23 protein-coding genes are annotated in these 26,373 nt (G+C 70.9%); 16 read left to right on the top strand and 7 right to left on the bottom strand.

Translation table 11 applies throughout. From position 1 onward, the window contains the following. The first annotated feature begins 9 nt into the window (after positions 1-9). From RUR49_RS20735 to RUR49_RS20710, 6 genes are read left to right on the top strand one after another with little or no spacing between them, the layout of a single operon-like run. A complete protein-coding gene (locus RUR49_RS20735; protein ID WP_409148335.1) occupies positions 10-1,149 on the top strand; it encodes an alginate lyase family protein in 1,140 nt (379 codons plus the stop codon). Continuing rightward, on the top strand, positions 1,146-4,154 hold the full coding sequence (locus tag RUR49_RS20730) for a tetratricopeptide repeat protein (protein ID WP_409148334.1): 3,009 nt from the start codon (positions 1,146-1,148) through the stop codon (positions 4,152-4,154). The genes RUR49_RS20735 and RUR49_RS20730 overlap by 4 nt, the downstream gene beginning before the upstream one ends. Positions 4,155-4,181: 27 nt before the next feature. Beyond that, positions 4,182-5,651, top strand: coding sequence for an MBOAT family O-acyltransferase (locus tag RUR49_RS20725; protein ID WP_409148333.1), 1,470 nt, complete (start codon positions 4,182-4,184; stop codon positions 5,649-5,651). Then, positions 5,617-6,726, top strand: coding sequence for an alginate O-acetyltransferase AlgX-related protein (locus tag RUR49_RS20720; RefSeq protein ID WP_409148332.1), 1,110 nt, complete (start codon positions 5,617-5,619; stop codon positions 6,724-6,726). Before RUR49_RS20725 ends, RUR49_RS20720 begins: the two co-directional genes overlap by 35 nt. A 20-nt stretch (positions 6,727-6,746) precedes the next feature. Beyond that, positions 6,747-8,267 (top strand): malonate--CoA ligase, encoded by a 1,521-nt coding sequence (locus tag RUR49_RS20715; RefSeq protein WP_409148331.1) that lies wholly within the window; start codon positions 6,747-6,749, stop codon positions 8,265-8,267. Positions 8,268-8,270: 3 nt separating this feature from the next. Then, positions 8,271-9,560 (top strand): MgtC/SapB family protein, encoded by a 1,290-nt coding sequence (locus RUR49_RS20710; protein WP_409148330.1) that lies wholly within the window; start codon positions 8,271-8,273, stop codon positions 9,558-9,560. A gap of 165 nt (positions 9,561-9,725) precedes the next feature. On the opposite strand, the gene RUR49_RS20705 is transcribed toward RUR49_RS20710, so the two are convergent. Continuing rightward, positions 9,726-9,935: a DUF2735 domain-containing protein gene (locus RUR49_RS20705; RefSeq protein WP_409148329.1), complete on the bottom strand. Its 210-nt coding sequence runs from the start codon at positions 9,933-9,935 to the stop codon at positions 9,726-9,728. A gap of 518 nt (positions 9,936-10,453) precedes the next feature. Between RUR49_RS20705 and RUR49_RS20700 the strand changes: the two genes are divergently transcribed. Further along, positions 10,454-11,494, top strand: coding sequence for a glutamine synthetase beta-grasp domain-containing protein (locus tag RUR49_RS20700; protein ID WP_409148328.1), 1,041 nt, complete (start codon positions 10,454-10,456; stop codon positions 11,492-11,494). Between the two features lie 164 nt (positions 11,495-11,658). Here RUR49_RS20700 and RUR49_RS20695 read toward each other — a convergent pair whose 3' ends face one another. Further along, on the bottom strand, positions 11,659-12,273 hold the full coding sequence (locus RUR49_RS20695; protein ID WP_409148327.1) for a carboxymuconolactone decarboxylase family protein: 615 nt from the start codon (positions 12,271-12,273) through the stop codon (positions 11,659-11,661). 398 nt (positions 12,274-12,671) lie between these two features. Here RUR49_RS20695 and RUR49_RS20690 point away from each other — a divergent pair, with 398 nt between their 5' ends. Then, positions 12,672-13,967, top strand: coding sequence for a DNA polymerase IV (locus RUR49_RS20690; RefSeq protein WP_409148326.1), 1,296 nt, complete (start codon positions 12,672-12,674; stop codon positions 13,965-13,967). Between the two features lie 20 nt (positions 13,968-13,987). On the opposite strand, the gene RUR49_RS20685 is transcribed toward RUR49_RS20690, so the two are convergent. Next, positions 13,988-14,878, bottom strand: coding sequence for an aldose 1-epimerase family protein (locus RUR49_RS20685; protein WP_409148325.1), 891 nt, complete (start codon positions 14,876-14,878; stop codon positions 13,988-13,990). Between the two features lie 93 nt (positions 14,879-14,971). Here RUR49_RS20685 and RUR49_RS20680 point away from each other — a divergent pair, with 93 nt between their 5' ends. The 8 genes from RUR49_RS20680 to RUR49_RS20645 all read left to right on the top strand — a co-directional run bounded on the left by RUR49_RS20680 (position 14,972) and on the right by RUR49_RS20645 (position 21,756). Continuing rightward, positions 14,972-16,123, top strand: coding sequence for an MFS transporter (locus RUR49_RS20680; RefSeq protein ID WP_409148324.1), 1,152 nt, complete (start codon positions 14,972-14,974; stop codon positions 16,121-16,123). A gap of 182 nt (positions 16,124-16,305) precedes the next feature. Beyond that, positions 16,306-16,773 (top strand): RidA family protein, encoded by a 468-nt coding sequence (locus RUR49_RS20675; RefSeq protein ID WP_409148323.1) that lies wholly within the window; start codon positions 16,306-16,308, stop codon positions 16,771-16,773. Positions 16,774-16,914: 141 nt separating this feature from the next. Beyond that, complete coding sequence (locus RUR49_RS20670; protein WP_409148322.1) at positions 16,915-17,970, top strand: PotD/PotF family extracellular solute-binding protein; 1,056 nt, start codon at positions 16,915-16,917, stop codon at positions 17,968-17,970. A 28-nt stretch (positions 17,971-17,998) separates the two neighbouring features. Continuing rightward, complete coding sequence (locus tag RUR49_RS20665) at positions 17,999-18,862, top strand: ABC transporter permease (protein WP_409148321.1); 864 nt, start codon at positions 17,999-18,001, stop codon at positions 18,860-18,862. 71 nt (positions 18,863-18,933) lie between these two features. Continuing rightward, positions 18,934-19,128, top strand: a complete 195-nt coding sequence (locus tag RUR49_RS20660) for a hypothetical protein (RefSeq protein WP_409148320.1) — start codon at positions 18,934-18,936, stop codon at positions 19,126-19,128. Further along, the gene (locus RUR49_RS20655) at positions 19,128-19,925 is read left to right on the top strand and encodes an ABC transporter permease (protein ID WP_409148319.1); all 798 of its coding nucleotides are present in this window, start codon (positions 19,128-19,130) and stop codon (positions 19,923-19,925) included. The genes RUR49_RS20660 and RUR49_RS20655 overlap by 1 nt, the downstream gene beginning before the upstream one ends. Then, positions 19,922-21,004, top strand: coding sequence for an ABC transporter ATP-binding protein (locus RUR49_RS20650; RefSeq protein ID WP_409148318.1), 1,083 nt, complete (start codon positions 19,922-19,924; stop codon positions 21,002-21,004). The genes RUR49_RS20655 and RUR49_RS20650 overlap by 4 nt, the downstream gene beginning before the upstream one ends. Next, the gene (locus RUR49_RS20645) at positions 21,001-21,756 is read left to right on the top strand and encodes an MBL fold metallo-hydrolase (RefSeq protein ID WP_409148317.1); all 756 of its coding nucleotides are present in this window, start codon (positions 21,001-21,003) and stop codon (positions 21,754-21,756) included. The genes RUR49_RS20650 and RUR49_RS20645 overlap by 4 nt, the downstream gene beginning before the upstream one ends. 3 nt (positions 21,757-21,759) lie before the next feature. Here RUR49_RS20645 and RUR49_RS20640 read toward each other — a convergent pair whose 3' ends face one another. The 4 genes from RUR49_RS20640 to RUR49_RS20625 form a co-directional block, all read right to left on the bottom strand. Further along, positions 21,760-22,206 carry a helix-turn-helix transcriptional regulator gene (locus tag RUR49_RS20640; protein WP_409148316.1) on the bottom strand — a complete coding sequence of 149 codons (447 nt, stop codon included), beginning with the start codon at positions 22,204-22,206 and terminating at the stop codon, positions 21,760-21,762. A gap of 381 nt (positions 22,207-22,587) precedes the next feature. Beyond that, complete coding sequence (locus RUR49_RS20635; RefSeq protein WP_409148315.1) at positions 22,588-22,953, bottom strand: DUF423 domain-containing protein; 366 nt, start codon at positions 22,951-22,953, stop codon at positions 22,588-22,590. 369 nt (positions 22,954-23,322) lie between these two features. After that, positions 23,323-24,528 carry a serine hydrolase domain-containing protein gene (locus RUR49_RS20630; protein WP_409148314.1) on the bottom strand — a complete coding sequence of 402 codons (1,206 nt, stop codon included), beginning with the start codon at positions 24,526-24,528 and terminating at the stop codon, positions 23,323-23,325. A gap of 79 nt (positions 24,529-24,607) precedes the next feature. Further along, positions 24,608-26,242: a flavin-containing monooxygenase gene (locus tag RUR49_RS20625; RefSeq protein WP_409148313.1), complete on the bottom strand. Its 1,635-nt coding sequence runs from the start codon at positions 26,240-26,242 to the stop codon at positions 24,608-24,610. Positions 26,243-26,373: the final 131 nt, after the last annotated feature.

Raw genomic sequence — 26,373 nt, 5'->3', positions numbered from 1 at the left:
GGGCGCGCCATGACCGACCGCCCCTCCTCCCTCCTCCGCCGCACCGCGCGGCTCGCGGCCGCCGCGGCGCTCGCCGCGGTCGTCACGAGCACGCCGGCAGCGGCCGTCTCGCCGCCCGGCATTGTCTATTTCGATCCGGCGGTGCGGGCGGCCGAGCTCGCCCGCCCCGACCGCGCCGCCGCCCGCGAGGCGTGCCTGGCGATCGCCCGCGATCCGGCGTGGGCGGACCTGCCGCCGCTCTCGGCGCTGGAGCCGACCGACGGCTACGGCTCGGACAACCGCTCGGCACCGTTCTCGTGGGCGGTGATGGTGCTCGGCGGCCGGGCGCTCGCCGGCGACCAGGCGTCGGCCGCCGACCTCGTGCGCCTGCTGACGCGCTGGGCGGAGGCGGACGCGCTCGCCGCGACACCGGTGAGCCACGATCCCTACTACGCGCTGAAGCGCACGCTGCTGCCGACGATCGTCGCCTACGCCATTGTCCGGCCGGGGCTCGCCGACGCCGAGCGCACGCGCATCGACGACTGGCTCGCCGATCTGGTGCCGCGCGTCGACCGAACCTTCGACGGCGACGTCGACCACAATAACCACCGCTATCTCGCCGACAGCGTGCTGATGGCCTGGGGGGCGCTCACCGGCGACGACGCCCTCTACCGCCAGGGCATCGAGCGCTACCGCACCGCACTCGCCGACGCGCGCGACGACGGCAGCCTGCCGCTCGAAGCGCGGCGCGGCGCGCGCGCCCTCTGGTATACCCGGCACGCCCTCACGAGCCTCGTCGTCATGGCGGAGATCGCGCGCGCCCACGGCGACGATCTCTATGGCGCGAGCGTCGAGGGCCGCGGCTTCGACCTCGTGCTGTCCTACCTGACGAACGGCCTCGCGAGCCCCGCGCTGACCGCGACCTACGCCGCCGCCAACGTCATCCCCGGGCCGAGCGCCGACTTCCACACCCAGGATCTCGGCTTCCTGGCGGAGCGGGGGCATGGCCGCAACTACATGGCCTTCGTCGAGGCGGTGCGGCTGCTGCCGCCGCGCACGGCGCCGCGCCGGCTGATCGCGCTCCGCTTCGACAGCCGCACCGCCGCCGAGCGGCCGCTGATCGACGAATATGTCGGGGGGAACGCCACGTGCTTCTGGGCGCAGGAATGAGCCCGCTGGCGCACCGGGTGGCGATGGTGGCGCTCTGCGCCCTCATGGCCCTGCCCACGCTACCGCTGACCGCACTGGCGCAGACCGCCGACAGCGAGGCGCGGCTCGGCTGGGTGCGCGAGCGCTACCAGTCGGAGAAGGCGCAGCTCGACACCCTCGTCAACGACAAGACGCCGGAGGCGCTGCTCGAACTCGGCGAGATCCTCATCGACGGCACGCTGGTGTCGCCGGAAAATCCGCTGCGCAAGCCCGACCCCGCCGGCGCCCGCGCCGCCTTCGAGGCGGGGCTGAAGGCGCCCTCGCCGATCTGGCCGTCGGCGGCCTCGCACCTCGCCGAGATCATGCTCGCCGGCGAGGGCGGCTTCAACGGCGGCCGCGAGGACATCGACCGTGGCCTCGACCTCCTCGAGCGCGCCGCCCGCCTCGGCTATGGCAAGGGGGCCTATCTCACCGGTTTCGACCTGCAGCTCGGCCTCGGCGGCGCCGAGCGCGTCGGCGAGGCGGAGGAGTATTACCGGCTGGCGACCCGGCTGCAGTACGCGCCGGCGGCCTTCGCGCTCGCCGGCATCGTCGGCCTCGAGACCACCGCCGGCCGCGACCTCGTCGGCGCCGGCGTGGTGCTGTTCGATCTCTTTGCGCCGCGCTCGCGCGACCTGCTCGTCGCCTATGGCGACGTCCTGCGCGACGGGGTCGGCCTGCCGGTCGATGCCGAGAAGGCGGCCGAGAACTACCGTCGCGCCTTCGCGCTCGGGAGCGGCAAGGGGGCGCTGCGGCTTGCCGACCTGTTGCTGTCGACGGCGCTCGGGCCGCCCAACCCGGTCGAGGCGCGGCAGGTGCTCGAGGAGGCCGCCTGGTCCGGCTCGACCTTGTCGGCGATCCGGCTCGCCGAGGACTTCCTCGACCAGGGCCCGATGGGCGTCGACGAGGCGGCCGCGAAGGCCTGGCTCGCCTTCGCGCTGGAGGTCGAGGACCATCGCGCCTTCCTGGTCGCCGCCCGCATGTACGAGACCGGCCGCGGCGAGCCGCTCGACCTCGCCAAGGCGCGCGAGATGGTCGGCCGCGCCATCGAGGTCTCCGAGCCGTCGCTGACGAACGCGCTCTCCGTTGCCCGCGCGGCCCAGGGCCTGCTCGTCGCCGATGCGCTGTCGGGCGAGATCGCCGGCCTCCTGAAGGCGGCGGCGGAGCGCGGCAACATCGAGGGGATGGCCGGCTACGGCGCCTTCCTGGCCGACCGGGCCGAACTCGGCGGTGTGCCGGTGGACGGTGCCCAGGCGGTCTCATGGCTGCGCCGGGCGGCGGAGGCCGGCAACCCGCAGGCGATGCTGACCCTCGGCGACTTCCTGCGCCAGGGCCGTTTCGTGGCCCCTTCGCCCCAGGAAGCCGGGCAGCTCTACGGGGCGGCGCTCGCGGTCGAGCGCTCGACGGGGGCGCTGCTGCGCAACGCCGACATCCTGGTGTCCGGCGAAGGCGGCACGGTCGACGTCGAGCAGGCCGTCGGGCTCTACCGCGAGGCGGCCGGGCGCGGCAGCCCCTCGGCGAAGCTGAAGCTCGGGCGGCTCTTGATGCGCGGCGGGCCGGTGCAGCGCGACCCGGACGAGGCGCGCGCGCTCCTCGAGGAGGCGGTGCGCGCGGGCGACACCAAGGCGCCGCTGCTTTTGGCCGACTTCTATGCCGGCGCCTTCGGCGACACGCCCGCTCCGGCGGAGGCCGAGCGGGTGCTGCGCGCGGCCGTCGAAAAGGGCGTGCCGGAAGCCCCCAACCGGCTGGCGAAGGCCCTCGTCGCCGCCGGCCGCACCGACGAGGCGGTCGCAGCCCTCGAGGCCGCCGCCGCGACCGGACAGCCCGACGCGCTGGTCGAGCTCGCCCTCATCAGCCTGTCGGGAACCACCGGACCGCGCGACGTCGACGCGGCCGAGGCCTATCTCGCCCGCGCCGAGGCGCTCGGCGGGGCGTCCGCGCAGGGGCGGATCGCGGTCGCGGTGGCGCTCCTCGAGCTCGGCCGCATCGAGGCGACGCAGAAGGGCCTCGCCACCCTGCAGGCGCTCGCCGAGGGTGGCTCCGGACCTGCCGCCGCCGCCCTGTCGCAGGCCTATCGCGACGGGCGGGGCGTCGCCCGCGACGACGCCCGCGCCGAGGAACTGGCGATCGAGGCGGCGCGGCTCGGCGTCACCGACGCACTGATCGACATCGCCTCGGCCTACGAGAAGCAGGGCCCGGACCCGGCCGCCCAGGCGCGCGCGTTCGCGCTCTACCAGAAGGCGGTGGAGTTCGAGCCCGGCTCGGCGCGGGCCCTCGGCGCACTCGCCCGCGCCTATCGCTACGGCCGCGGCACCGCCCAGGACCTGCCGCTCTCTGTCGAGTACTTCCGCAAGGCCGCCGATGCCGGCAGCGCCTCGGCGCTGACCGCGCTCGCCGCCGCCTACACGGAGGGCTCGGGCGTGGCACGCGACCCGGCCGAGGCGCGGCGGCTGCTGCTTCTGGCGGTGTCGCGCGGCATCGACGGCGCCTATGTCGACCTCGGGCGCTTCTACCTCTCCGGCTTCGGCGGCGAGATCGACCCGGAGCGCGCGGTCGTCGCCTTCTCGCGCGCCGCCGAGGCGGGCAACCGCGAGGGCGACCTCGAGCTCGCGCGCGCCTTCCTGTCGGGCTACGGCGTGACGCGCAACACCGCCGAGGGCATCCGCCTGCTCGAGCGCGCCGCCGAGGCCGGCGTCGCCGAGGCGATGATGAAGCTCTACGAGATCCACGCCGAGGGCTTCGGTGTCGCGGTCGACCAGGCGCGGGCGATCCTGTGGCTCGAGCGAGCGGCGGAGACCAACGACGACGCGCTGGCGCGCCTTGTCGAGATCGCCCGCACCGACGAGAGCATCGACCCGGCGCGCGCCGAGCGCTGGCGCGTACGGGCCCGCCAGCGCGGGCTGTCCGTGCCGAGTGCCGACCAGGCCGCGGCCCCCGCATCGGCGACCGCGTCGCCGGTGTCGGCGCCCGCAGCCGTCGCGAACTGACGCCCGCGGCGACGGGCGGAGACAGACGTGGTCTTCTCGTCCGCCGTCTTCCTGTTCGTCTTCCTGCCGCTGTTCCTGGCGGTCTACTACGCCGTCCCGGTGCGTGCCCGCTCGCTCGTCATCACCATCGGCTCGTGGGCGTTCTATGCGTGGTGGCGGGTCGACTTCCTGGCGCTTTATGCCGCCGTGACGGTGTGGACCTATGGCTTCGGCGCAGCGATCGCCGCCGCCCCGGACCCGCGCTCGGCGCTCAGGCGCACCGCGATCGGCGTCGCCGGCAGCCTCGCGGTGCTGGCGTACTTCAAATATTACGGCTTCTTCGCCGTCAGTTTCGCCGAGGCCTTCGGCCTCGATCCGGCGACGTCGTTCTTCGTGCTGAACGTCATCCTGCCGATCGGCGTGTCGTTCTTCGTCTTCGAGTCGATCAGCTACATGGTCGACATCTACCGCAAGGACGCCGAGCCGGCCGAGAGCTTCGTCGACTTCGCGGCCTTCCTCGCCTTGTTCCCGCACCTCATCGCCGGCCCGGTGATGCGCTACAAGGACCTCGCCGCCCAGATCACCCGGCGCAGCCACACGGTCGCGAAGTTCTCCGCCGGCTGCACGCTGTTCATGATCGGGCTCGCCAAGAAGGTGCTGATCGCCGACAGCGTCGCGCCGATCGCCGACGGGCTGTTCCCGCTCGCCGCGCCGAGCCTGATGGACGCCTGGCTGGCAGCGGTCGCCTTCACGGTGCAGCTTTACTTCGACTTCTCCGGCTACAGCGACATGGCCGTCGGGCTCGGGCTGATGATCGGCTTCCGGCTCGTGCGCAACTTCCACTTCCCCTATGTCAGCCGCTCGATCACCGAGTTCTGGCGGCGCTGGCACATCAGCCTGTCCTTGTGGCTGCGCGACTATCTCTACATCCCGCTCGGCGGCAGCCGGAAAGGGCCGCTGCGCACCTATTTCAACCTGTTCGTGACGATGGTTCTCGGCGGCTTCTGGCATGGCGCCAACTGGACGTTCCTGATCTGGGGCGCCTGGCATGGGGCGCTGCTGGCGATCGAGCGGCTGCTCGGCGCGCGAGCCGGCCGGCGCGTCGCGGTGGCCGGCGAGACGGCCGACCAGCATCGCGGCGCCGGTGACCGCAGCCCGTGGCCGCGGGCGATCGCGCTGCCGCTGACGCTGCTGTTCGTCGTCATCGGCTGGGTGATGTTCCGGGCGCCAGACGTCGCCTCCGCCTTCGGGCTCTATGGCGGCATGATCGGGCTGAACGGCATCGCTTTGTCGCCGGACGCCGACTGGCGCCTCGCCCGCTTCGACCTGATGGTGCTGGCGATCGGCGTCGCCATCGTCTTCATCGAGCCGAGGCTGACGAAGCGCTTCTGGGCGGCTGGCGCCGGCGGCTTCCGGCGGGCGGCGCTGGCCTCGCTGGCGCTGGTGGTGCTGGCGGCGGCCTCGGTGCTGAAGCTCTCGGCGGATGCCTATTCGCCGTTCCTGTATTTCCAGTTCTGAGGAGGATGCGCTGAGAGCCCGCCACGCCATCGCCCTCCTCGGCTTCGCCGCCTCGCTGGCCGTCGGCGCGTGGGTGAACCTCGCCTTCGTGGCCTCGGGCGCGGCGCCGCGGCCGTCGAGCTTCACGTCGGCCGAGTGGCTCGACGGCGAGGCGACGGCGGCGATCGACCGGGCCTATGACGAGGCGCTGCCGTTCCGCGACACCGGCATCGAGCTGTTCGGCTCGCTGTCGTGGGCGCTGTTCGAGGAAGGGCGTCCAGGCGTCGTCGTCGGCAACGATGGCTGGCTGTTCAGCCGCGAGGAGTACGAGACTGACGCAGGCTCGCCCGCGCGCACCGATGCGGCGGTCGAAGCGATCGAGGGTGTCGCGCGGCTGCTGTCGGCGCGCGGCGTCGCGCTCGTCGTCGCCCTGGTGCCGCCGAAGGCCCTGCTGGGTGGCGAGGCCGTGCGGTTCCCCCTGCCCGACGAGCCCCGCAGCCGGACCGAGCGGGCCCGCGCGGCGCTGACCGCCGCCGGCATCGCCGTGCCGGACCTCGCCGCGGCGCTGGCGCCGAGCACCTCGTTCCTGACCAACGACACGCACTGGACGTCGGCTGGCGCGCTTCGCGCTGCCGGGGCCGTGGCGGAGGCAGCGGCCGGTCTCGTCGATCTGCCCGATACGCCGTTCACCGCCCAGTCGCAGGCGGCGACGGAGCACGTCGGCGACCTGATGCGCTATGTCCGCGCCCCCTTCGCCGGTCGCCTGCCCCCGCCGGACACGCTCGCCCCGATCTTCGCCGTCGGCGACGTCGACGCCGACGCCCTCTTCGGCGGCCCCGCCACGGCCCCCGTGGCGCTGGTCGGGACGAGCTACAGCGCCGACCCGCGCTTCTCGTTCGAGGCGGCGCTGAAGATCGCGCTGCAGGCGGACGTGCAGAATTTTGCGAAAGAGGCAGGCGGGCCGTTCCAGCCCATGGCCGACTATCTGGCCGAAACGGCCGGCGAAGCGCCGCCGAAACTCGTCGTCTGGGAAATTCCGGTACGTTATCTCGACGACTACGCCGGCGAGCTCTCCCCAGCGCTCACCGGACAATGAGAAGGGCCTAGGGAGCGCCGATGAACCACCTCTACAATCTCGTCCGCGGCCGCATGCCGGACCTCGCCAAGGCGGCGATCGAGACGCCCGCCGGCCGTGTCATCTCCTACGGCGAGCTCGATGCGATGGCGGCTCGTTTCGCCGGCGCGCTCATTGCCCGCGGCGTGGCACCCGGCGACCGCGTGCTGGTGCAGGTGGAGAAGAGCCCGGAGGCGATTGCGCTCTATCTCGGCACGGTGCGCGCCGGCGCGATCTTCCTGCCACTCAACACCGCCTACACGCTCGCCGAGGTCGAGTACTTCGTCGGCGACGCCGAGCCGAAGCTGATCGTCTGCGACCCGGCCCGCGCCGAGCCGGTCGGCCTGCTCGCATCGCGCTACGGCGCCGAGATCGAGACGCTCGACGAGCACGGCGGCGGCAGCCTCGCCGACCTCGCCGCTGCGCAGCCGGCGCTGTTCGCCGATGTGGAACGCGGACCCGACGACCTCGCGGCGATCCTCTACACCTCCGGCACCACCGGCCGCTCCAAGGGGGCGATGCTCTCCCACGACAACCTGACGTCGAACGCGCTGGCGCTCGCCGCGCTGTGGCGGTTCGGGCCCGACGACGTGCTCATCCACGCTTTGCCGATCTTCCACACCCACGGCCTGTTCGTCGCCACCAACGTCAGCCTTTTGACCGCCGGCACGATGCTGTTCCTGCCGAAGTTCGACGCCGACGAGATCCTCCGCCTGATGCCGCGGGCAACATCGATGATGGGGGTACCGACCTTCTATGTCCGCCTTGTCGAGCACGCCGGGCTGACGCAGGAGGCGACGAAGCACATGCGCCTGTTCGTCTCCGGCTCGGCGCCGCTGCTGGCCGAGACGCACCGTCGCTTCGAGGCGCTGACGGGACACGCCATCCTCGAGCGCTACGGCATGACCGAGACCAACATGAACACCTCCAACCCCTATGACGGCGACCGCATCCCCGGCACCGTCGGGTTCCCGCTGCCGGGCGTGGAGCTGCGTGTCGTCGACCAGGAGAGCGGCGCCCCCGTCGCATCGGGTGAGATCGGCATGATCGAGGTGAAGGGACCGAACGTCTTCAGGGGCTACTGGCGCATGCCCGACAAGACGAAGGAGGACTTCCGCCCCGACGGCTTCTTCATCACCGGCGACCTCGGCGTGATCGACGCGCGCGGCTACGTCTCGATCGTCGGGCGCGGCAAGGACCTCGTGATCTCCGGCGGCTACAATGTCTATCCGAAGGAGGTCGAGGACGAGATCGACCAGATCCCCGGCGTCGCCGAGAGCGCCGTCATCGGTCTGCCGCATCCCGACTTCGGCGAGGGCGTCACCGCCGTCGTCGTCCTGTCAAAGGGCGCGAGCCTCGACGAGGCGGCGATCCGCAATGCGCTGGAGGGCCGGCTCGCCCGCTTCAAGCAGCCGAAACGGGTGATCTTCGTCGACGCGCTGCCGCGCAACGCCATGGGCAAGGTGCAGAAGAAGGCCCTGCGCGACGCCTACGCCACCCTCTACGAGCCGCAGGGGGCATAGACGGTGGACGTGTTCGATCTCTTCCAGAGGCTCGGGGTCGCGCTGGCGATCGGCCTCCTGGTCGGGATCGAGCGCGGCTGGCAGCTTCGCGCCGAGGCGGAAGGCGAGCGCACCGCCGGGCTGCGCACCTTCGCGCTCTCGGGCCTGCTCGGCGGTATCGCAGCAGCGCTGACGCTGGTGACGGCCCCGGTGACGCTCGGCTTGATGGCGCTCGCCTACACCGCCGCCTTCACCGCCTTCCACTTCCTCGAAGCGTCACGCGACAACAATTTCAGCGTCACCGGCGTCGTCGCCGGCATCCTGACCTTCGCGCTCGGTGCCTATGCGGTGCTGGGCGACCTCACGGTGGCGGTGGCCGGCGCCGTGGCGATGACGGCGCTGCTCGCCCTGAAGCAGCCGCTGCACCGCTGGGTGGGGGCGCTGTCGTGGGTGGAGATCCGCGCCGGGCTGATCCTGCTCGCGATGACGTTTCTGCTGCTGCCGATCCTGCCTGATCGGCCGATCGATCCGTGGGGCGCCGTCAATCCGAGCGAGATCTGGCTGTTCGCCATCCTGATGGCGGCAGTGTCGTTCGCGGGCTACTGGGCGGTGAAGCTCGTCGGCGACCGGGCCGGCATCGCCGTGGCGGGCCTCGCCGGCGGCCTCGCCTCCTCCACCGCGACGACGCTGACGCTGGCGCGGATGTCGAAGGCGGCCGGCGGCGGCGAGACGCTGCTCGCCGGCGGCATCCTGCTCGCGGGTGCGGTGATGCTCGTGCGCGTGGCCGTGATCGCCGGCGCCGTGCAGCCGGCGCTGCTGCCGTCGCTGGCGCCGCCGGTGATCGGCGCGACGCTCGCCTTCCTGGTGATCGGCTTCGCCCTGGTGCGCCGCGGCGGCGACAGCGCCAGGCAGGCCGGGCTGAGGCTCGAGAACCCCTTCGAGCTCGCCACCGTGCTCAAGTTCTCGGCCTTCGTGGCGGTGGTGATGGCGGGGGCGACGATCGTCAACGACTGGGTCGGCGCGGCCGGCACCTTCGTCGTGGCTGCTGCCTCGGGACTGGCCGACGTCGACGCCATCACGCTGTCGATGGCGCGGCTGGCCGGCGGCACCATCGATGTGGGGACGGCGACGCTCGCGATCGCGATCGCCGCCGCCGTCAATTCCGGGGTGAAGGTGGTGCTGGCGGCAACCGCCGGCACCGCGCGGCTGGCGGTGACGCTTGCAGTGGCGACGGCGATCGGGCTCGCGGTCGGCGGCGCGGCGATGCTCGCCTGCCCGGGCGGAGCCTGCTTCGGAGCGGCATCGGCCGGCTGACGGCGCGGACACCAGCCTTCCCGCACGAGTTCGGTTCGCTGCCTGAACTGCCCCGATCATCGCCCGCTGCCCACACAACAGGCAGCCGTCGCACAGAAATCAGGCGGCCGGGAGTACCCGGCATTCAGGCAGCAAGGCTCGCCCGGAGCCACGCCTGCGCTGCCGTCAGTGCTTGCGGGCGGGGTCCGTCGCCGCCTCGATGGCGGCCTGATGGTACCAGCCGCTGCCGAACTCGACGACGGCGACCGGCGGGAACAGCCGGGCGACGTTCGCCTCGCCGTTTTCCCGAACGCCGCCGAAGCGCGCCACGCCGGCTCGTCCGCCGGCGGGGAACTGGTGAATGGTGGCCGACGCGCGGCCGGTCAGGTTGCTCATGGTCTCTCTCACGTCCGTCTCGGCGGGTCCCTCCGCGGTCTCCCAGGGGAGGAGGCGCGGCGGATTGCCCGCATGGGTCCGGCGAGTCACTGCCGGAGACTGCAACTCCACTCCTCCATATGTGTTCCCCGAGGCTTGCTTGCCTAGCAAAAAAGCACAGTCTGCATACATTTTGCGCAGAATAGAGATTGCCCCGTTCTCCAGCATCCCTGCCAGATTCTGCCCGGCCGGACCGCAAAGGGTGCCGCAGAAATAGGCTCCGGCCGATCGGTGGTCGCTCATTTCGTAGGCGGGACCTGTCCTCTGTCCGCCGGCCGTGAACAGCGCGGCGTCGCCGTCCGGAGGCTTGGGAGGCGGTGGCGGACTGACGCACCTCGTCCGGCTGCCCGGGAATTGGCACGCCCGATGCTTCATTCCGCGGGCGAGCGGAACGCCGGAGGCCGCGCCGGCCGGGGACGGGACCCCGGGCGGGAGACACGATCGGTCAACCGCAGCGTCCGATGTCGAGAGGAGCCATCATGACGAAATACAAGCTCGAGTACATCTGGTTGGACGGCTACACGCCGACCCCGAACCTGCGTGGCAAGACGCAGATCAAGGAATTCGAGTCCTTCCCGACGCTCGAGCAGCTGCCGCTGTGGGGCTTCGACGGTTCCTCGACGATGCAGGCCGAGGGCCGCAGCTCCGACTGCGTGCTGAAGCCGGTCGCCGTCTATCCCGACCCGGCCCGCACCAACGGCGCGCTCGTCATGTGCGAAGTGATGATGCCCGACGGCGTCACCCCGCACGCGACGAACGCCCGCGCCACCATCCTCGACGACGAGGGCGCCTGGTTCGGCTTCGAGCAGGAGTACTTCTTCTACAAGGACGGCCGCCCGCTCGGCTTCCCGGAGCACGGCTACCCGGCCCCGCAGGGCCCGTACTACACCGGCGTCGGCTACAAGAACGTCGGCGACGTCGCCCGCACCATCGTCGAGGAGCACCTCGAGCTCTGCCTCGCCGCCGGCATCAACCACGAGGGCATCAACGCCGAGGTGGCGAAGGGCCAGTGGGAGTTCCAGATCTTCGGCAAGGGCTCGAAGCGGGCCGCCGACGAGGTCTGGATGGCGCGCTACCTGCTGCTCCGCCTGACGGAGAAGTACGGCGTCGACATCGAGTTCCACTGCAAGCCGCTCGGCGACACCGACTGGAACGGCTCGGGCATGCACTGCAACTTCTCGACGACTTACCTCCGCGACGTCGGCGGCAAGGAGTATTTCGAGGCGCTGATGGCGCAGTTCGAGAAGAACCTGATGGCCCACATCGAGGTCTATGGTCCGGACAACCACATGCGCCTGACCGGCAAGCACGAGACGGCGCCGTGGAACGCCTTCAGCTACGGCGTCGCCGACCGTGGCGCCTCGATCCGCGTGCCGCACTCGTTCATCAAGAACGGCTACCGCGGCTATCTCGAGGATCGCCGTCCGAACTCCCAGGGCGACCCCTACCAGATCGCCTCGCAGGTGCTGAAGACGATCTCGGAAGTCCCGACCGGCGAGAAGGCCTCCGTCGCCGCCTGACAAGTCCGCGCTTCCTCCCGAAGCGAGAGGGGCGCCGCGTCGGCCGACGCGGCGCCCCTCACCTTTTGGCGTCCCGTTTGGTGCCCATCTCGCGGTCGGCACCGGGCGTCTCGTCCCATTGTCTCGGCACACCTGCCTGAGCGGGTGGTCCGCCGCGCGGACGCTCAGCGCCTGTGCTTGCCAGCATCCCAGCCGTGGGTGGCGAGGTGCGCCTCGCCATAGGCGGTCGGCGCCTCCTCGAGCGGTGTCGCCAGCGTATCGTTCCAGCGGTTGAGGAAGCCGAACAGGGAGATCACTGCGACGATCTCGACGATCTCCTCCTCGCCGTAGTGGCGCTTCAGTTCGTCGAACATCGCGTCGGTGACGGCGTTCGGCACGCAGCCGGCGGCGACCGCGACATCGAGGGCGGCGCGCTCGGCCGGCGTGTAGAGCGGGCTCGTCTGGTAGTCCCACAGCGCCTCGAGTTTCTCCTCGGAGACGCCGAGGTCGGCGGCGCGCTCGGCCGTGTGGGCCATGCAGTACTGGCAGCCGGCGGAGCGGCTGGCGACGTGGGCGATCAGCCGCTTGAACGGCACGCCGACCTCGCCGGCCGGGTCCCAGATCGCCCGCGCCAGATCGCCGAACGCCTTCAGGATCGCCGGCTTGCGCTGCATGATCAGATGGCTGTTCGGGACGAAGCCCATCGTCCTCTTCGACGCGGCGAAGTGCGCCGCGAGTTCCGGCGTGTGCTCGGGCGGCAGCGGCGCGAGCCGCGGCGTCGGCAGGGTGCGCTGGTCCATGGGGGTCCTCCGGCTTTTGTGTTGTGGCGAGAAGGTAGCGGCGTGGGGTGGGAGCGGGCAATCGGGATCGTTCGGGTTGTCTGACAGGCGCCCTTCGTCCCTCCCCTGCCGCAGTGCACCCACCCTCCCCCTGCGGGAGGGTAGGGCCGCGAAGCGGACCGGGGAGGGCCACCGGCGGCGAAGCCGCCGGCGGTGCGGCGGTTCGTCAGTCTCAGGCGCCGTACCGCCGCGCGTTCGCGCGGCGGCCCCCTCCGGCCGGCTTCGCCGGCCACCTCCCCCACGAGGGGGGAGGGGGTGCGCGCCGGCCCGTTTCGGATCTCCCGGTGATTTCAGATGCGTCGCCGTGCGCCGCACCCCGCTCGGCGCTACACTCCTCCCGCCCAACCGGCGCCGAATCCATGCCCGATCCCGCCCCCCTTCCCGTCCTCTGCCGTGACTGCGGCGGGCGGCGTGCGGCTGCGGGGCGGTTCCTGCGCTGCGCCGACTGCGGCTCGCCGCGGCTCGTCGCCCATGCCGAGCTGGACCAGCTCTCGATCGCCCACGTCGACTGCGACGCCTTCTATGCGACGATCGAGAAGCGCGACGATCCGAGCCTCAACGACAAGCCGCTGATCGTCGGCGGCGGGCGGCGCGGGGTGGTGGCGACGTGCTGCTACCTCGCCCGCGTCTATGGCGTGCGCTCGGCGATGCCGATGTTCAAGGCGAAGGCGCTGTGCCCGGATGCGGTCGTCATCAAGCCGGATATGGCGAAATACGCCGCCGTCGGGCGTCAGGTGCGCACGCTGATGCAGGCGCTGACGCCGCTGGTCGAGCCGATCTCGATCGACGAGGCCTTCCTCGATCTCTCCGGCACGGAAGGCATCCACGGCATGACGCCGGCCGGCACGCTCGCCGCCTTCGCCCGGCGGGTGGAGCGGGAGATCGGCGTGACGATCTCCGTCGGGCTCGCGCCGAACAAGCTTCTCGCCAAGATCGCCTCCGACCTCGACAAGCCGCGCGGCTTCTCGGTGATCGGCAAAGCGGAGGCCGTCGCCTTCCTCGCCGGCAAGCCGGCGTCGATCCTGCCCGGCATCGGCAAGGCCGCAGCGGCGCGGCTGTCCTCGGCCGGGCTTGAGACTTGCGGCGACATCGCGGTGCGCGACACCGCCGACCTGATGCGCCTCGTCGGCGCCTACGGTGTCCGCCTGCGCAAGCTCGCCCGGGGGGAGGACGACCGGGCGGTGAACCCGGAAGGGGTGCGCAAGTCCGTCTCGGCCGAGACCACCTTCGACACCGACATTTCCGACGCCCACGACCTTTCCGCCTGGCTCCGGCGCCTCGCCGAGAAGGTGGCGCGACGGATGAAGGCGGCGGAAGTCTCGGGCCGCACGGTGACCCTGAAGCTGAAGACGCCGGACTTCCGCCTCGTCACCCGCTCGCGCCAGCTCTCAGACCCGACGATGCTCGCCGACCGCATCCACCGCACCGCCGTCGACCTGCTGTCGCGCGAGCCGCCGGGGCGGCCCTACCGGCTGATCGGCGTCGGCGTCTCCGAGCTCGAGGCGCCGACGGCGGCCGACCCGGCCGATCTCGTCGACGTGGGCGGCGCCAAGCGCGCCAAGGCCGAGCAGGCGATGGACAAGATCCGCGCGAAGTTCGGCAACGAGGCCGTCGCCCTCGGGCTGACCTTCGAGGGCGAGCGGCGGAAACGCTGAGCGGACTGGCGCCTCCGGCCTCAGCCGAACTGCGGCAAAAGCTCGATCCGCATGCCGCAGGCGTGCTTTTCCCCGGGTGCTACGACGACGATGCCCGGCTTCTCGAACAGCGTGCCCGTGAAGCCCACGGGATCGGCGTAGCCCTGCCAGGGCTCGATGCAGATGAAGCCGGCGCCGCCGCCCTTCGACCAGATGCCGAGGTGCGGCATCGCCGGGAAGGACACCGCGATCGCCGGCGCGCCGGGTGCGCCGTAGACGACGCGGCGGCTCGCCGGCCGGTCGAAGACGATGGCATCCTCGGCGAACAGCTCGTCGCGCAGCGCGAGCGTGCGTCCGACCACCGGCGACGGGATCCCCCGCGGCGTCAGGCACCCATCGGCATCGAGGCGGCGGATCGGCTCGGGCTCCTCATGCTCGAAGCGGATCGCGTGATCGGCGCGACCCTGCCGGAACGGCAGCGGCCAGCGGAAGGCCGGGTGGAAGCCGAAGCTCGCCGGCATCGGCCCCGCTCCGTGGTTCTCGATCGACACGTCGACCGACAGCGCCGCCCCCTCGACGGCATAGGTGACGACAAGGGCGAAGTCGAAGGGATAGACGGCGCGGGTCGCCTCGCTCGCGGCAAGGCGGAACGCCGCCCGGCGCGCCCCCTGCTCGACCACCTCGAAGAGGCTCCGGCGGGCGAAGCCGTGGCGGGGCAGCGCAAAGGTCTCGTCGCCGAGGCGGTAGCGGCCGCCGGCGAGGGCGCCGACGATCGGGAACAGGAGCGGCGCCCGGCCGTTCCAGACCGCCGGATCGCCGTCCCACTGCAGGTCGCGGCCGCCGCCCTCGAGGCGCACCATCTCTGCCCCGAGCGGCGTCAGCGTGGCGCGGATTGTTTCCGATGCGATCGTGAATTGAACGGCTTCCGCCATGCGCGCTCTCCCGATGCCGACCGGGAGAGCCTATACGCGGCAGACGACAGTGCAACGGCACCCTCCCGACCCACCGGAACGACACCTCCCCGCATGAACGCTCCCCTCCCCGTCGTCCCGGCGACGCCCGGCCGCGCCGCCCAGATGGCGACCCGCGTGGGCTTCCTGATCGCCGGCTTCACGCTCTCCTCCTGGGCGCCGCTCGTGCCGTTCGCCAAGGCCCGCACCGGCCTCGACGACGCCGGGCTCGGCCTCGTGCTGCTCTGCCTCGGGGTGGGCTCGATCGCGGGGATGCTGCCGACGGGACCGCTCGCGGCGCGCTTCGGCTGCCGGCTCGTCATCACCTGCGGAACGCTGGCGCTCGCCGCTGCGGCGCCGGTGCTCGCCTCGACGGAGAACGTCTACCTGCTCGCCCTCGCGCTCGCGGTCTTCGGCGCCGGGCTCGGCATGGTCGACGTCGCCATCAACATCCAGGCGGTGATCGTCGAGAAGGCGAGCGGCCGCGCCATGATGTCGGGCTTCCACGGCCTCTTCAGCGTCGGCGGCATCGTCGGGGCGGGCGGCGCGGTCGGGCTGCTGGCGCTCGGGCTGCCACCGGTCTCGGTCGGCATCTTCGTCGCCGTGCTGGCGATCACCCTCCTCGTGCTCGCCTGGCGGCACCTGTTGCCCTATGGCGGCCACAGCGGCGGGCCGCTGTTCGTGCTCCCGCGCGGCTTCGTGCTGTTCGTCGGCGTGCTCTGCTTCATCATGTTCCTGACCGAGGGAGCCGTTCTCGACTGGAGCGCGGTGTTCCTCGTCAGCGTCCGCGATGTCGAACCGACGATCGCCGGCATCGGCTACGCCGCCTTCTCCGTCACCATGACGATCGGCCGGCTCACCGGTGATGCCTTCGTCTCCCGCGTCGGCGGGCGGCGGGTGCTGCTCTTCGGCGGGCTTTTGTCCGCCGCCGGCTACCTCGTCGCCACCTTCGCCCCGAGCGTGCCCGTCGCCGTCGCCGGCTTCGGCCTCGTCGGCCTCGGGGCGGCGAACATCGTGCCGGTGCTGTTCACGGCGGCCGGCAACCACACCTCGATGCCGCCGAGCCTCGCGGTGGCGGCGATCACCACCATGGGCTACGCGGGCGTGCTGGCCGGCCCGGCCTTCATCGGCTTCTTCGCCGAGGCGACCAGCCTGACGGTGGCGTTCGTCTGCCTGTCCGTGGCGCTGGTGGGCGTCGCGCTGTCGGCGCGCGCGGCGACGCGCTGAGGCCGTCGACGCCGCGGGTGGAACGCTGCGTTGCGCTTGGGAGCATTGTCCCTGCGACCGGGCTGCAGACCATAATACGGGTGCCGGCCCCCGCCGGCCGGGACCGCTTCTGAGGGGTCCCGCTCCTGCGCCACCGCCCGTTCCGGGCGGGGACGTGCCCTTCCCAAAAAGGAAAACACGCCATGCGTCTTGCAGCACTCGCCGTCGCCGCGGCCCTCGCCGCCACGCCCGCCGTCGCGCAGGAGTTCAAGAAGGAGAACTTCAACTACAGCGAGTTCGCCAAGGGGGCCTTCTCCGAGGCCGTCGTCATCACTGGCCCGGCGAAGATGATCTACCTCGCCGGCGTCGGCTCCGAAGTCCCCGAGGACGGGTCGATCGCCCACAAGGACAACTTCCTCGAGCAGTGCCGGATGGCCTGGGGCAAGGTGAAGAGGGCGCTAGAGGCGAACGGCGCGACGCTCTCCGACATCGTCAAGGCGACCTCCTACGTCACCGACGTGCGTTACCGCGAGGAGATGCGCGACTGCCGCAAGGAGACGTTCGACGGCATCCCGCTGCCGCCGCACACCTTCCTGCAGGTGGTGGCGCTCGCCCGCCCGGGCATGATGTTCGAGGTCGACGTCGTCGCCGCCGTCGCCGCGCCGCAGTAGCTCAGACGACCGGCCGCGCGCCTTCGGGTGCGCGGCCGCCCCCTCCCCGGACCTCTTCTTGCATGGGGGTCGCGCTTCGCCGCGGGCGCCCTATGATCGGGCGACCACGGCCGCCACGACCATCCAAGGGGACGCTCCACGATGACCTTCCGCACCACGCTCGCCGCCGGCGTCGCCTTCGCCGCCCTCTTCGCCACCTCCGCCTCGGCGACCGAGGAGCTGAACGCCCTCGTCTGGTGCGACCACACCGACCCGGCGCTGATCGAGCCGTTCGAAAAGGCCAACGACGTCAAGGTGAACCTGAAGGAATACGAGGGCACCGGCACGGCGCTGTCCCTGATCGAGCAGTCGCAGCCGGGTGAGTGGGACGTGCTGGTGGTGGACGGGGTCGACGTACCGCGCGTCGCCGCCGCCGGCATCCTGGCGCCGCTGCCGGAGGGCGCGCTGCCGACCGCCGACATCTTCCCCGAAGTGGTGATGGCCGAGCAGCAGACCATCGACGGCAAGACCTACGCCGTCACCGAGAAGTTCGGCTACAACACCATCTCCTACAACAAGGAGAAGGTCGACCCCGCCGACATGACCGACATGTCGGTGATCTGGAGCGACAAGTACAAGGGCAAGATCGCCGTCTATGACTACTACCTGCCGGTGATCGGCATGGTGGCGGTGGGCCTCGGCAAGCAGACCGCTGAGCTGACGGAGGCCGACATCCCGGCGATCCGCGAGAAGCTGTTCGCGATGAAGGCGCAGGCGAAGCAGGTCGGCGAGGTCGTCTCCAGCCAGACGGCGATCGCCACCGGCGAGGTCGACGTGCTCGTCGGCGGCGGCGAGTGGGTGACGGCGGGGCTGTCGGCCGAGAACCCGGCGCTCGACTGGGTGCTGCCGGAGCAGGGCGGCGTGCGCTGGTCGCAGTCGATCGGCGTCTTCGCCGATTCCAAGAAGCAGGATCTCGCGCTGAAGTTCGTCCAGTACATCCTGAGCCCCGAGGGCCAGGCGCGGCTCGCCACATCCTCCTGCTACTGGGCGATGCCGGCGAACGCCAAGGCGGGCGAGCACCTGACCGACGCCCAGAAGGCGGCGCTGCGCTGGGACGAGCAGCCGGAATACCTGAAGCGCGCCCAGCTCTATCCGGCGCCGAGCGCCGAGCTCGACGCCAAGCTGCAGGACGTCTGGACCGAGTTCCTGCAGCAGTGACGGCCGCGCTGCGGCGGCCCTTCCGGACATGACGACGGCGGCTTCCCGGGCGCGCGCGCGTTTGCGCGCCTGGGCTTTCGTGGCGCCGGCGCTGCTCTGGACACTCGCCTTCTTCGCCGTGCCGTTCGCGGTGATGGCGGTGGCGAGCCTGTGGAAGCGCGTCGGCACCGACATCGTCCGCGACTGGTCGCTCGACAACTACGCGGCGTTCCTGGCGAAGCCCCACTTCGTCGAGGCGCTGGCAAACTCGCTCGAGGTCACCGTGCTGGTCACGGTGATCTCGGTCGTGCTCGCCTATCCGCTCGCCTTCATCATCGCCGAGAAGGTGCCGCGGCGCTGGCAGCGGCTGGCGCTGCTCTTGGCGATCCTGCCGTTCTGGACGTCCTACGTCGTGCGCTCCTATTCATGGCTGCTGGTGCTGTCGAAGAACGGCGTCGTCAACCAGACGCTCATGGGTCTCGGCCTGATCGCCGAGCCGCTCGAGATCTCGGCGACGCGGACGGCGACCGTCATCGGCTTCGTCCACTTCTTCGTCATGCTGCTGACGCTGACGATCTACGCGAACCTCGTGCAGCTCTCGCCGAACTACCGCCGCGCCGCCGCGGACTTGGGAGCGAACGCGGTCCAGACCTTCGTCCACGTGGTGCTGCCGCTGACGCTGCCCGGCATCATGGTCGGCGCCTTCCTCACCTTCGTGCTGGCGATCGGCGACTACGTCACGCCGCAGATCCTCGGCGGCAACAACGAGCTCCTGCTGCCGCAGGTGATCATGCTGCAGATCGGCCGCAGCGCCGACTTCCCGACCGCCGCCGCCTTGTCGATGATCCTGATGGCGGTCGTCACGCTCGTCTACGTCGCCTGCGCGCGCTTCCTCAAGCTCGAGAGGGCGTGAGGATGCTGCGGAGATACTGGATTCACCTCAGGAATGCTGACCAGTTTGCCGGGCTGCGAATGGGATGCGGGGTGACGGCGTTCGACCTCGACGACGCCCTTATCCTTCTACAGACGCATGTAGTCGGCGACCAATCACTCGACGTGGAGACGGTGATCGAGGACGTCGACGTTCGTGCGCTCGATCCGAGCCACGTCCTTCCGAACATGGGGGTCGTGACGCGGCGCGACATCTGGATTCCGCTCGGCTACCAGCGAGCCTCCTGATGCCCCGCCCCTCGACCGCCCTCTCCGCCCTTTACGCCGCCGCCCTCTACGGCTTCATCTACCTGCCGGTCGTCGTGCTGGTGCTGTTCTCGTTCCAGGGCGGGCGGTTCCCGATCCCGCCGTTCAACGGCCCGTCACTGCAGTGGTACGGGCAGGTCTTCGCCGACGGCAAGCTGACCTCGGCGCTCCTCAATTCGCTCGTCGTGGCCCTCGTCTCGTCGGCGGTCGCGTGCCTGCTCGGCTTCCTCGCCGCCTACGGCCTCGCCCGCTTCCGGCCGCGCGGCAGCGGACTGGCGCGGGCGATGCTGACGGCGCCGCTCACCGTCAGCACGCTGATCATCGGCCTCGGCCTGCTGATCTCCTTCAACATGATCGGCGTGTCGCGCTCGCTGCTGACGGTCGGCATCGGCCACGTGGTGCTCAATTTGCCGCTCTGCTTCGCCATCCTGTATGCCCAGATGGGTGAGCATCAGGTCAACGTCGAGCGCGCCGCCCGCGATCTCGGCGCGAACGACTTCCAGGTGATGGCGCTCGTCACCGCGCCGATGCTGGCGCCGGGCATCGCCGCCGCCTTCTTCCTCTCCGTCACCTTCTCGTGGGACGAGTTCCTGATCGCCTTCCTCCTGTCGCGCTTCGACGTGACGCTGCCGGTCGAGATCTGGAGCCTCCTGCGCTCCGGCCTCAACCCGAAGACCAACGCCGTCGGCAGCATCGTCTTCCTCGGCTCGATCGTGCTCGTGCTGGCGCTCGAGCTCCTCGTCTTCCGCAAGGCCGCCGCCCGGAGCGCACGCCCATGACGGCCGATGTGGCGCTCACCGCCATCACCCACCGCTTCGACGCCTTCACGGCGCTCGACGGCGTCGACCTCGCCATCCCCGCCGGCGACTACGCCGTGCTGCTCGGCCCCTCTGGCTGCGGGAAGACGACGCTGCTCTCGATCCTCGGCGGCTTTCTGACGCCGACCGCCGGCACCGTCTCGATCGGCGGGCGCGACGTCACGCGCGTCGCCCCGGCGAAGCGGCCGACGACGACGATGTTCCAGGACTACGCCCTCTTCCCGCACATGACGCTTCTCGCCAACGTCGGCTTCGGCTTGCGGATGCGCGGCGTCGGCCGGACGGAGCAGGACAAGCGGGCCTTGGGTTTCCTCGACCTCGTCGGGCTGAAGGAGGCGGCGACCAAGAAGCCGCACGAGCTCTCCGGCGGCCAGCGCCAGCGCGTCGCACTCGCCCGGGCGCTGGCGGTCGAGCCCGACGTGCTCCTCCTCGACGAGCCGCTCGGGGCGCTGGACCTGAAGCTTCGCCGGCAGATGCAGGAGGAGTTGAAGGCGATCCAGCGCCGCGTCGGCACCACCTTCGTGCACGTCACCCACGACCAGGAGGAGGCGATGGCGATCGCCGACCTGATCGTCGTGATGAACAAGGGGCGCATCGAGGACCGCGGCCCGCCGGAGGAGATCTATCTCCGCCCGAAGTCGCTGTTCTCGGCCTCCTTCATGGGCGAGGTGAACCTCGTGCCCGCGATGATCGGGGCGGCGAGTGGCGGCCTCGTCATCGCCGAGACGCCGCTCGGCACCGTCGTGCTGGCCGAAGCCGCGCGCGCCGGCCGCACCGCCGGCGCCAGGGTGCGCCTCGCGGTGCGCCCCGAGCACCTTTCGATCGAGGGCGCCGTCTCGGGCGCGGTGGCGATCGGGCCGGCGGAGATCCTGGACATCGCCTTCTTCGGCACCCACCACCGCTGCCGGCTCCGGCCGGCGATGGCGGCCGACCTGACGCTGGTCGCCCACCTGCCGCAGGCGTTCGCCGGCCGGGCGGGCGAGAGCGTTGCCCTCGCCCTCGACCCGCGCGGCGTCGTCGCCCTGCCGGAGACCGCATGACCGACAAGCCGCAAGCCAAGCCCCGCATCGCCGCCGCCGACTGGTGGGCCGTCGATCGCGTCGGCGACGACGTCACCTTCATCCGCGAGCCGCACATCGAGGAGTTCTACCGCTGCAACCTCTGGCACGTGCGCGGCCGCGACCGCGACATGCTGGTCGACAGCGGCATGGGCGTCGTCAGCCTGCGCGCCCACGTGCCCGTCGTCACCGAGAAGCGCTGCGTGGCGGTGGCGAGCCACACCCACTTCGACCACATCGGCTGCCACCACGAGTTCGAGGACCGCTGCGTCCACCGCGCCGAAGCCGACCTGCTGGCGCACCCGACGCGCGCCAACACGCTCGCCGACCCCTACGTGACCGACGACATCTTCACCGCCCTGCCGCCGCTGCCCTATTCGTCGACGGAGTACGCGGTTAAGGCGGCGCCGGCGACGCGGCTCCTGGAGGATGGCAACATCGTCGACCTCGGCGACCGGCACTTCGAGGTCATCCACACGCCGGGCCACTCGCCGGGCGGCATCGCGCTCTACGAGAAGGCGAGGCGCATCCTGTTCTCCGGCGACATCCTCTATGACGGCCCGCTGATCGAGGACACCTATCACGCCAACGCCGCCGACTATCTCGCCTCGATGAAGCGGCTCCTCGACCTCGACGTGCGGATCGTGCACGGCGGCCACTTCCCGAGCTTCGACGGGGCGCGCTACCGCGCCCTCATCCGCGCCTGGCTCGACGAGAAGGAGCGCGCCGGCTGAGCCTTACGCCGCGAGGCGGCGCGGCGCCGTCTTCTGGAATCGCCGCGGCGGTGCGCCGAAGCGGTTGCGGAAGGCGTGGATGAAATTCGTCACGTCGCCGTAGCCGACTTCCCAGGCGATCTGCTTCAGGGGCGCGTTGCGCGTCTCGATCGCCCGGCGGGCGGCCTCGAGCCGCGCCTCGCGGACGACATCGCTGACGCCGCGCCCGAGCACGATCCGGAAGGCAGAGGAAAGCCGCCGCACGCCGACGCCGAGCCGACGGGCGAGCCGGGCAACGGTCGGCGGCTCGCGCAGGTCGGCGAGCAGGTGCCGGCGGGCGACCGCCACCAGGGCGGCGTCGCAGCGCACGGCGCTGACGTCGGTGGAGAAAACGACATCGGCGCGCTCGGCCGGCGAACCCGGCGCCCGGCGCCCCTCCCCCGCAATCGCGGTCTCGAAAATCAACGTCATGGCGCAACATCCTCTCGCTGCGGCGCCCCCTCAAACCCGGGGCGCCCGGCAGGCCCGCCAGCGCGGTGTGCGCGGCGCGGCGTGGGACGTGGCGCAAAAAGCGACTCGATCGGCGCCGTGGCGCCTCTCGAACGTCCCACCCGACCTTGCTAGCGTCCGCGGCGCGCCGGCGCATTCGCTTCCGCCGGAAGTCGCCGGAAGCTTCCGGCGATTTCCGGGAGGAGCGTAGCGGTTAGGAACGACCGGAGAGTTTGCCGGCGGTGGCGCTGCCCACGCTGGCGAGCGGCGTCGAAGGGGCGGCCGGAAGGGGTCGGGAGAGTGTCGCCGGGGCGGCTGATCGCGCGAACGACGCCGTGGCCCGGAATGACCCTTGGTACCCCCTCAGCGCCGGAAGGCGGCCGAGATCGCCAGCACCAGCCAGCCCGCGATGAGAAGCGAGCCGCCGGTCGGCGCCGCCATCGGGAACAGCCGGTCATCGAGGAACACGCGGGCAGTGAGGTCGCCGGAGAAAAGGACGAGACCGGCGAGGAGGACGAAGCCGCCGATCAGCGAGACGCGGGCGAAGAGCGTCCCCGGCGCGCCGGCGGCGAGGGCCGTGACGCCGACGAGGGCGGCGGCATGCAGGATCAGGAACATCGCCGCCGTCTCGAGCCCCGCCCCGCCCATATGCGCCGCGGCGGCCGCAAGCGCGACACCAGCCGCCCCAGCGAGGCCGGCGAGGAAGAGGAGGATGCGGGTGGCGGGCATGGGTGAGGCGCTCCGGGTGGCACGGCGCGCAAGCTATAGGCCAAGACAGCGGCGACGCACTCTCCCCTTGATGGAGGGTCGCGCCGCGCGCCGCGCACTCCCCCTTCTCCCCGCCGCGCCGGGAGAAGGACTTCGATCGATCTGCCCGAACTGAGGAGGAACCGCGACATCAAAGGAGCGCACCCCACCCTCCCCCTGTGGGAGGGTCGGGCCGCCGCAGGCGGACCGGGGAGGGCCGCCGGCGGCGTCAGCCGACGGCGGGCGACGGTGCAGCAATCTCTGACGTCGTACCGCCGCGCTCGCGCGCGGCGGCCCCCTCCGGCCGGCTTTGCCGGCCACCTCCCCCGCAAGGGGGGAGGGAAAGCCCCCTCACGCCGCCTTCGCCTGGCTCATCTGGCGGTAGAAGGCCGTCTCGAAGTCGACGTAGCCGCCGAACGACACCGGGTCGCCGAAGGGCAGGATCTGGGTCGCCCAGAAGCCGCCGAAGCCGTTCTTGCGGTCGATCCAGTAGAAGAGGTTGGCGAGCCCCGCCCAGCCGATGGCGCCCGGCGGGCGGCCGGTCGGGGCCTCCTCGTCGTTGACCATGAAGGTGTAGGACCAGCTCTTCTTCAGGCCGGGGAAGAACTCCGCGTCGTTCGACAGCGACGGGATGACGCCCGGCAGCATGACGACCTTCTGGTGCGGCTGCAGGCCGTTCTTGATCGCCTGCTCCACCGTCTCCTTCTTCAGCACGCGACCGTGCGGCCCGGCTCCGTCGTTCAGCCACATGCGGATGAACTTCATGTATTCGCCGACCGAGGCGTAGAGGCCGTGGCCGGCCATGTCGACTTCCGGGTCGTCCGGCAGCGCGAAGTCGAGCGGCGTCAGCGAGCCGTCGGCGCCGCGGGCGTGGATCGCCGCGGTGCGCGCCTTCATGTCGGGGGTGCGGGTGAAGGCCATGTCGGTGATGCCGAGCGGCGCGAACACCCGCTCCTGCAGCACCGCCGACAGCCGCTTGCCGCGGATGCCCTCGACCACCTGGCCCGCCCAGTCGATGTTGGTGCCGTACTCCCACTTCTCGCCGGGGTCGAAGAGCAGCGGCGTGCGCAGCGAGGCGTGGCTGCAGGTCACGACCGACGGCTGGCCGTGCTCGGTCGCCATCCTCAAGTAGTTCTCGTTGAAGAAGTCGTAGCCGAAGCCTGCGGTGTGCAGCATCAGCTGGCGCGTCGTGATGTCGGACTTCGGCGCCCTGAGCCGCGGCTTGCCGTCGGCGTCGAAGCCCTCGAGCACCTTGAGCTCGCCGATCGCCGGGGCGTAGTCCTTGGCCGGCGCGTCGAGGTCGAGGAGGCCTTCCTCGACGCACTGCATCACCGCCGTGCCGCCGATCGCCTTCGTCGTCGAGAAGATGGCGAAGACCGAGTCGGTGGTCATCGGCTCATTGGTTGCGAGGCTGCGCACGCCGCGCGCGCCTTCGTAGACGTTCTCCTTGCCGTCGGTGACCATCGCCACCACCCCCGGCACGCGCGCGGCCATCTCGCCGCCCGTCACGCCGTCCAGCACGGCATCGAAGCCGGCAGTCCATCCACTGGTGTTCATCTCGTCCCTCCCACGGGTCTTGTGTCGTTGGCGGCTATTGTTCTTGGTGTCCCGGCGTTTCGCGCGGCCGGGCGTCGAGTCATTGCATGGCAAAGCCCGTGTAGCCGGCTTCGGCCACCTCGGCGCACTTCTGCCGGTAGGTGCCGACGCCGCCCGTATAGGATAGCACCCGTCGCGGCTTTCCGGGGATGTTGGAGCCGAGATACCAGCTGTCGGTCTTCGAGATCAGCGTCGCGTTCGCCGTCTCGTCGTGATGGGCGACCCAGGCCGCCTCGGCCTCAGCGGTCGCCTCGCACACCGTCTTGCCGTTCGCGCGCATGTACTGAATGCAGTCGGCGATCCACTCGGTCTGCTGCTGCAGGCAGGTCGTCATGTTGCAGAGCGCCGCCGAGGGGGCGAGCGGCACGGCGGTGGTGAAGAGGTTGGGGAAGCCGTGCACCTGCAGCCCCATCATGGTGCGGATGTCCTTGCCCCATTCCTCCTTCATCGAGATGCCGTCGCGGCCGCGGATGTCGATGCGCGTCAGCGCCCCGGTGCCGGCGTCGAAGCCGGTGGCGAGGATGATGACGTCGAGCTCGTGCACCGTGCCGTCGGACATCTCGATGCCCTCCGGCAGCACGCGGGCGATCGGCACGTCCCGGCAATTGACGGCGGTGACGTTCGGCCGGCGGTAGACCTCGAGGTAGCCCATCTCGAGCGGCACGCGGTGGGTGCCGAAGCCGTAGTCCTTCGGAATCAGCAGGTCGCACAGCTCCTCGTCGACGAGACGCTCGCGCATCTTCTCGCGGACGAAATCGGAGACCTCCTGGTTGATGTCCTCGAAGAAGAAGATCTCCGCGAAGGCGGCGAGCCAGAGCTTCAGCGAGCCGTCGGCGTGGATGTCCTCGAGCCGCGCCCGGCGCTCGGCCGGCGAAAGCTCCGCCCACGACGGGCCGAAGTCGTATTCGAAGCCGGTGAAGGTGCGCGGCAGCACCTCGCGCAGTTCCTCGAAGCGCTTCTTGTAGACATCGCCCTTCGCGTCGAAGGCCGGGTTCTTCATCGGCAGCACGTACTGGGGCGTGCGCACGAAGACGGTGAGGTGGCCGACGGTGTCGGCGATCGTCTGGATCACCTGGATGCCGGTGGCGCCGACGCCGACAACGCCGACGCGCTTGCCGGCGAGTTCCACCCCGCCGCGCGGCCAGCGCGAGGTGTGGAAGATCTCGCCCTTGAAGCTCTCCTGCCCCTCGAAGACCTTCTCCAGCGGCGCCGACAGCATGCCGCAGCAGGTGACGAGGAAGGTGGTGTCGATCACCGCGCCGGTGTCCGTCGTCACCCGCCAGCGGCGCGTGTCGTCGTTCCAGTGGGCGCTGACGATCGTCGTGTCGAACTGGATGTCCTTGCGCAGATCGAGGGTGTCACAGACATAGGTGAGCCAGCGCTCGATCTCCGCCTGGCCGGGAAAGCGGCAGCTCCACGTCCAGTTGCGATAGAGATCCTCGTCGAACAGGTACTGGTAGATGTAGGACTCGGAATCGAACTTGGCGCCCGGATAGCGGTTCCAGAACCATGTTCCGCCGGGGCCGGAGGCGTTGTCGTAGGCGCGCACTTTCAGGCCCTGCTTGCGCAGCTGGTACAGCTGGTAGAGCCCGGCGACGCCCGCGCCGATCACCAGTGCGTCCAGCTGTTCGACGCCGTCCTTCGCGGCGGCACGGGTCTCGGTCACGGCATTCATGGTGGATCTCCTCCCCTGACATTTCTTATGCGGGAAGGGTGGATCGCCACCGGCACCTAAGCTTGAAGGATCGCCGCGTTGCCTTGAACGATCGCGTCGAAAGCTTGAACGTTCCGGGCGAACTGCGTCCG

The organism is Pseudoxanthobacter sp. M-2 (assembly GCF_046156265.1).
Classification (GTDB): Bacteria; Pseudomonadota; Alphaproteobacteria; order Rhizobiales; family Segnochrobactraceae; genus CAMDHY01.
This window is presented reverse-complemented; position numbering and strand designations above follow the sequence as displayed.

What these genes read in the sequence shown, in the direction of transcription:
- RUR49_RS20630 (WP_409148314.1), bottom strand. Translation starts at nt 24,528, where the DNA reads ATGAACACCAGTGGATGGACTGCCGGCTTCGATGCCGTGCTGGACGGC.
- RUR49_RS20665 (WP_409148321.1), top strand. Translation starts at nt 17,999, where the DNA reads ATGACGACGGCGGCTTCCCGGGCGCGCGCGCGTTTGCGCGCCTGGGCT.
- RUR49_RS20640 (WP_409148316.1), bottom strand. Translation starts at nt 22,206, where the DNA reads ATGACGTTGATTTTCGAGACCGCGATTGCGGGGGAGGGGCGCCGGGCG.
- RUR49_RS20650 (WP_409148318.1), top strand. Translation starts at nt 19,922, where the DNA reads ATGACGGCCGATGTGGCGCTCACCGCCATCACCCACCGCTTCGACGCC.
- RUR49_RS20680 (WP_409148324.1), top strand. Translation starts at nt 14,972, where the DNA reads ATGAACGCTCCCCTCCCCGTCGTCCCGGCGACGCCCGGCCGCGCCGCC.
- RUR49_RS20700 (WP_409148328.1), top strand. Translation starts at nt 10,454, where the DNA reads ATGACGAAATACAAGCTCGAGTACATCTGGTTGGACGGCTACACGCCG.
- RUR49_RS20685 (WP_409148325.1), bottom strand. Translation starts at nt 14,878, where the DNA reads ATGGCGGAAGCCGTTCAATTCACGATCGCATCGGAAACAATCCGCGCC.
- RUR49_RS20635 (WP_409148315.1), bottom strand. Translation starts at nt 22,953, where the DNA reads ATGCCCGCCACCCGCATCCTCCTCTTCCTCGCCGGCCTCGCTGGGGCG.
- RUR49_RS20690 (WP_409148326.1), top strand. Translation starts at nt 12,672, where the DNA reads ATGCCCGATCCCGCCCCCCTTCCCGTCCTCTGCCGTGACTGCGGCGGG.
- RUR49_RS20655 (WP_409148319.1), top strand. Translation starts at nt 19,128, where the DNA reads ATGCCCCGCCCCTCGACCGCCCTCTCCGCCCTTTACGCCGCCGCCCTC.
- RUR49_RS20675 (WP_409148323.1), top strand. Translation starts at nt 16,306, where the DNA reads ATGCGTCTTGCAGCACTCGCCGTCGCCGCGGCCCTCGCCGCCACGCCC.
- RUR49_RS20645 (WP_409148317.1), top strand. Translation starts at nt 21,001, where the DNA reads ATGACCGACAAGCCGCAAGCCAAGCCCCGCATCGCCGCCGCCGACTGG.
- RUR49_RS20715 (WP_409148331.1), top strand. Translation starts at nt 6,747, where the DNA reads ATGAACCACCTCTACAATCTCGTCCGCGGCCGCATGCCGGACCTCGCC.
- RUR49_RS20670 (WP_409148322.1), top strand. Translation starts at nt 16,915, where the DNA reads ATGACCTTCCGCACCACGCTCGCCGCCGGCGTCGCCTTCGCCGCCCTC.
- RUR49_RS20705 (WP_409148329.1), bottom strand. Translation starts at nt 9,935, where the DNA reads ATGAGCAACCTGACCGGCCGCGCGTCGGCCACCATTCACCAGTTCCCC.
- RUR49_RS20730 (WP_409148334.1), top strand. Translation starts at nt 1,146, where the DNA reads ATGAGCCCGCTGGCGCACCGGGTGGCGATGGTGGCGCTCTGCGCCCTC.
- RUR49_RS20625 (WP_409148313.1), bottom strand. Translation starts at nt 26,242, where the DNA reads ATGAATGCCGTGACCGAGACCCGTGCCGCCGCGAAGGACGGCGTCGAA.
- RUR49_RS20695 (WP_409148327.1), bottom strand. Translation starts at nt 12,273, where the DNA reads ATGGACCAGCGCACCCTGCCGACGCCGCGGCTCGCGCCGCTGCCGCCC.
- RUR49_RS20735 (WP_409148335.1), top strand. Translation starts at nt 10, where the DNA reads ATGACCGACCGCCCCTCCTCCCTCCTCCGCCGCACCGCGCGGCTCGCG.
- RUR49_RS20720 (WP_409148332.1), top strand. Translation starts at nt 5,617, where the DNA reads ATGCCTATTCGCCGTTCCTGTATTTCCAGTTCTGAGGAGGATGCGCTG.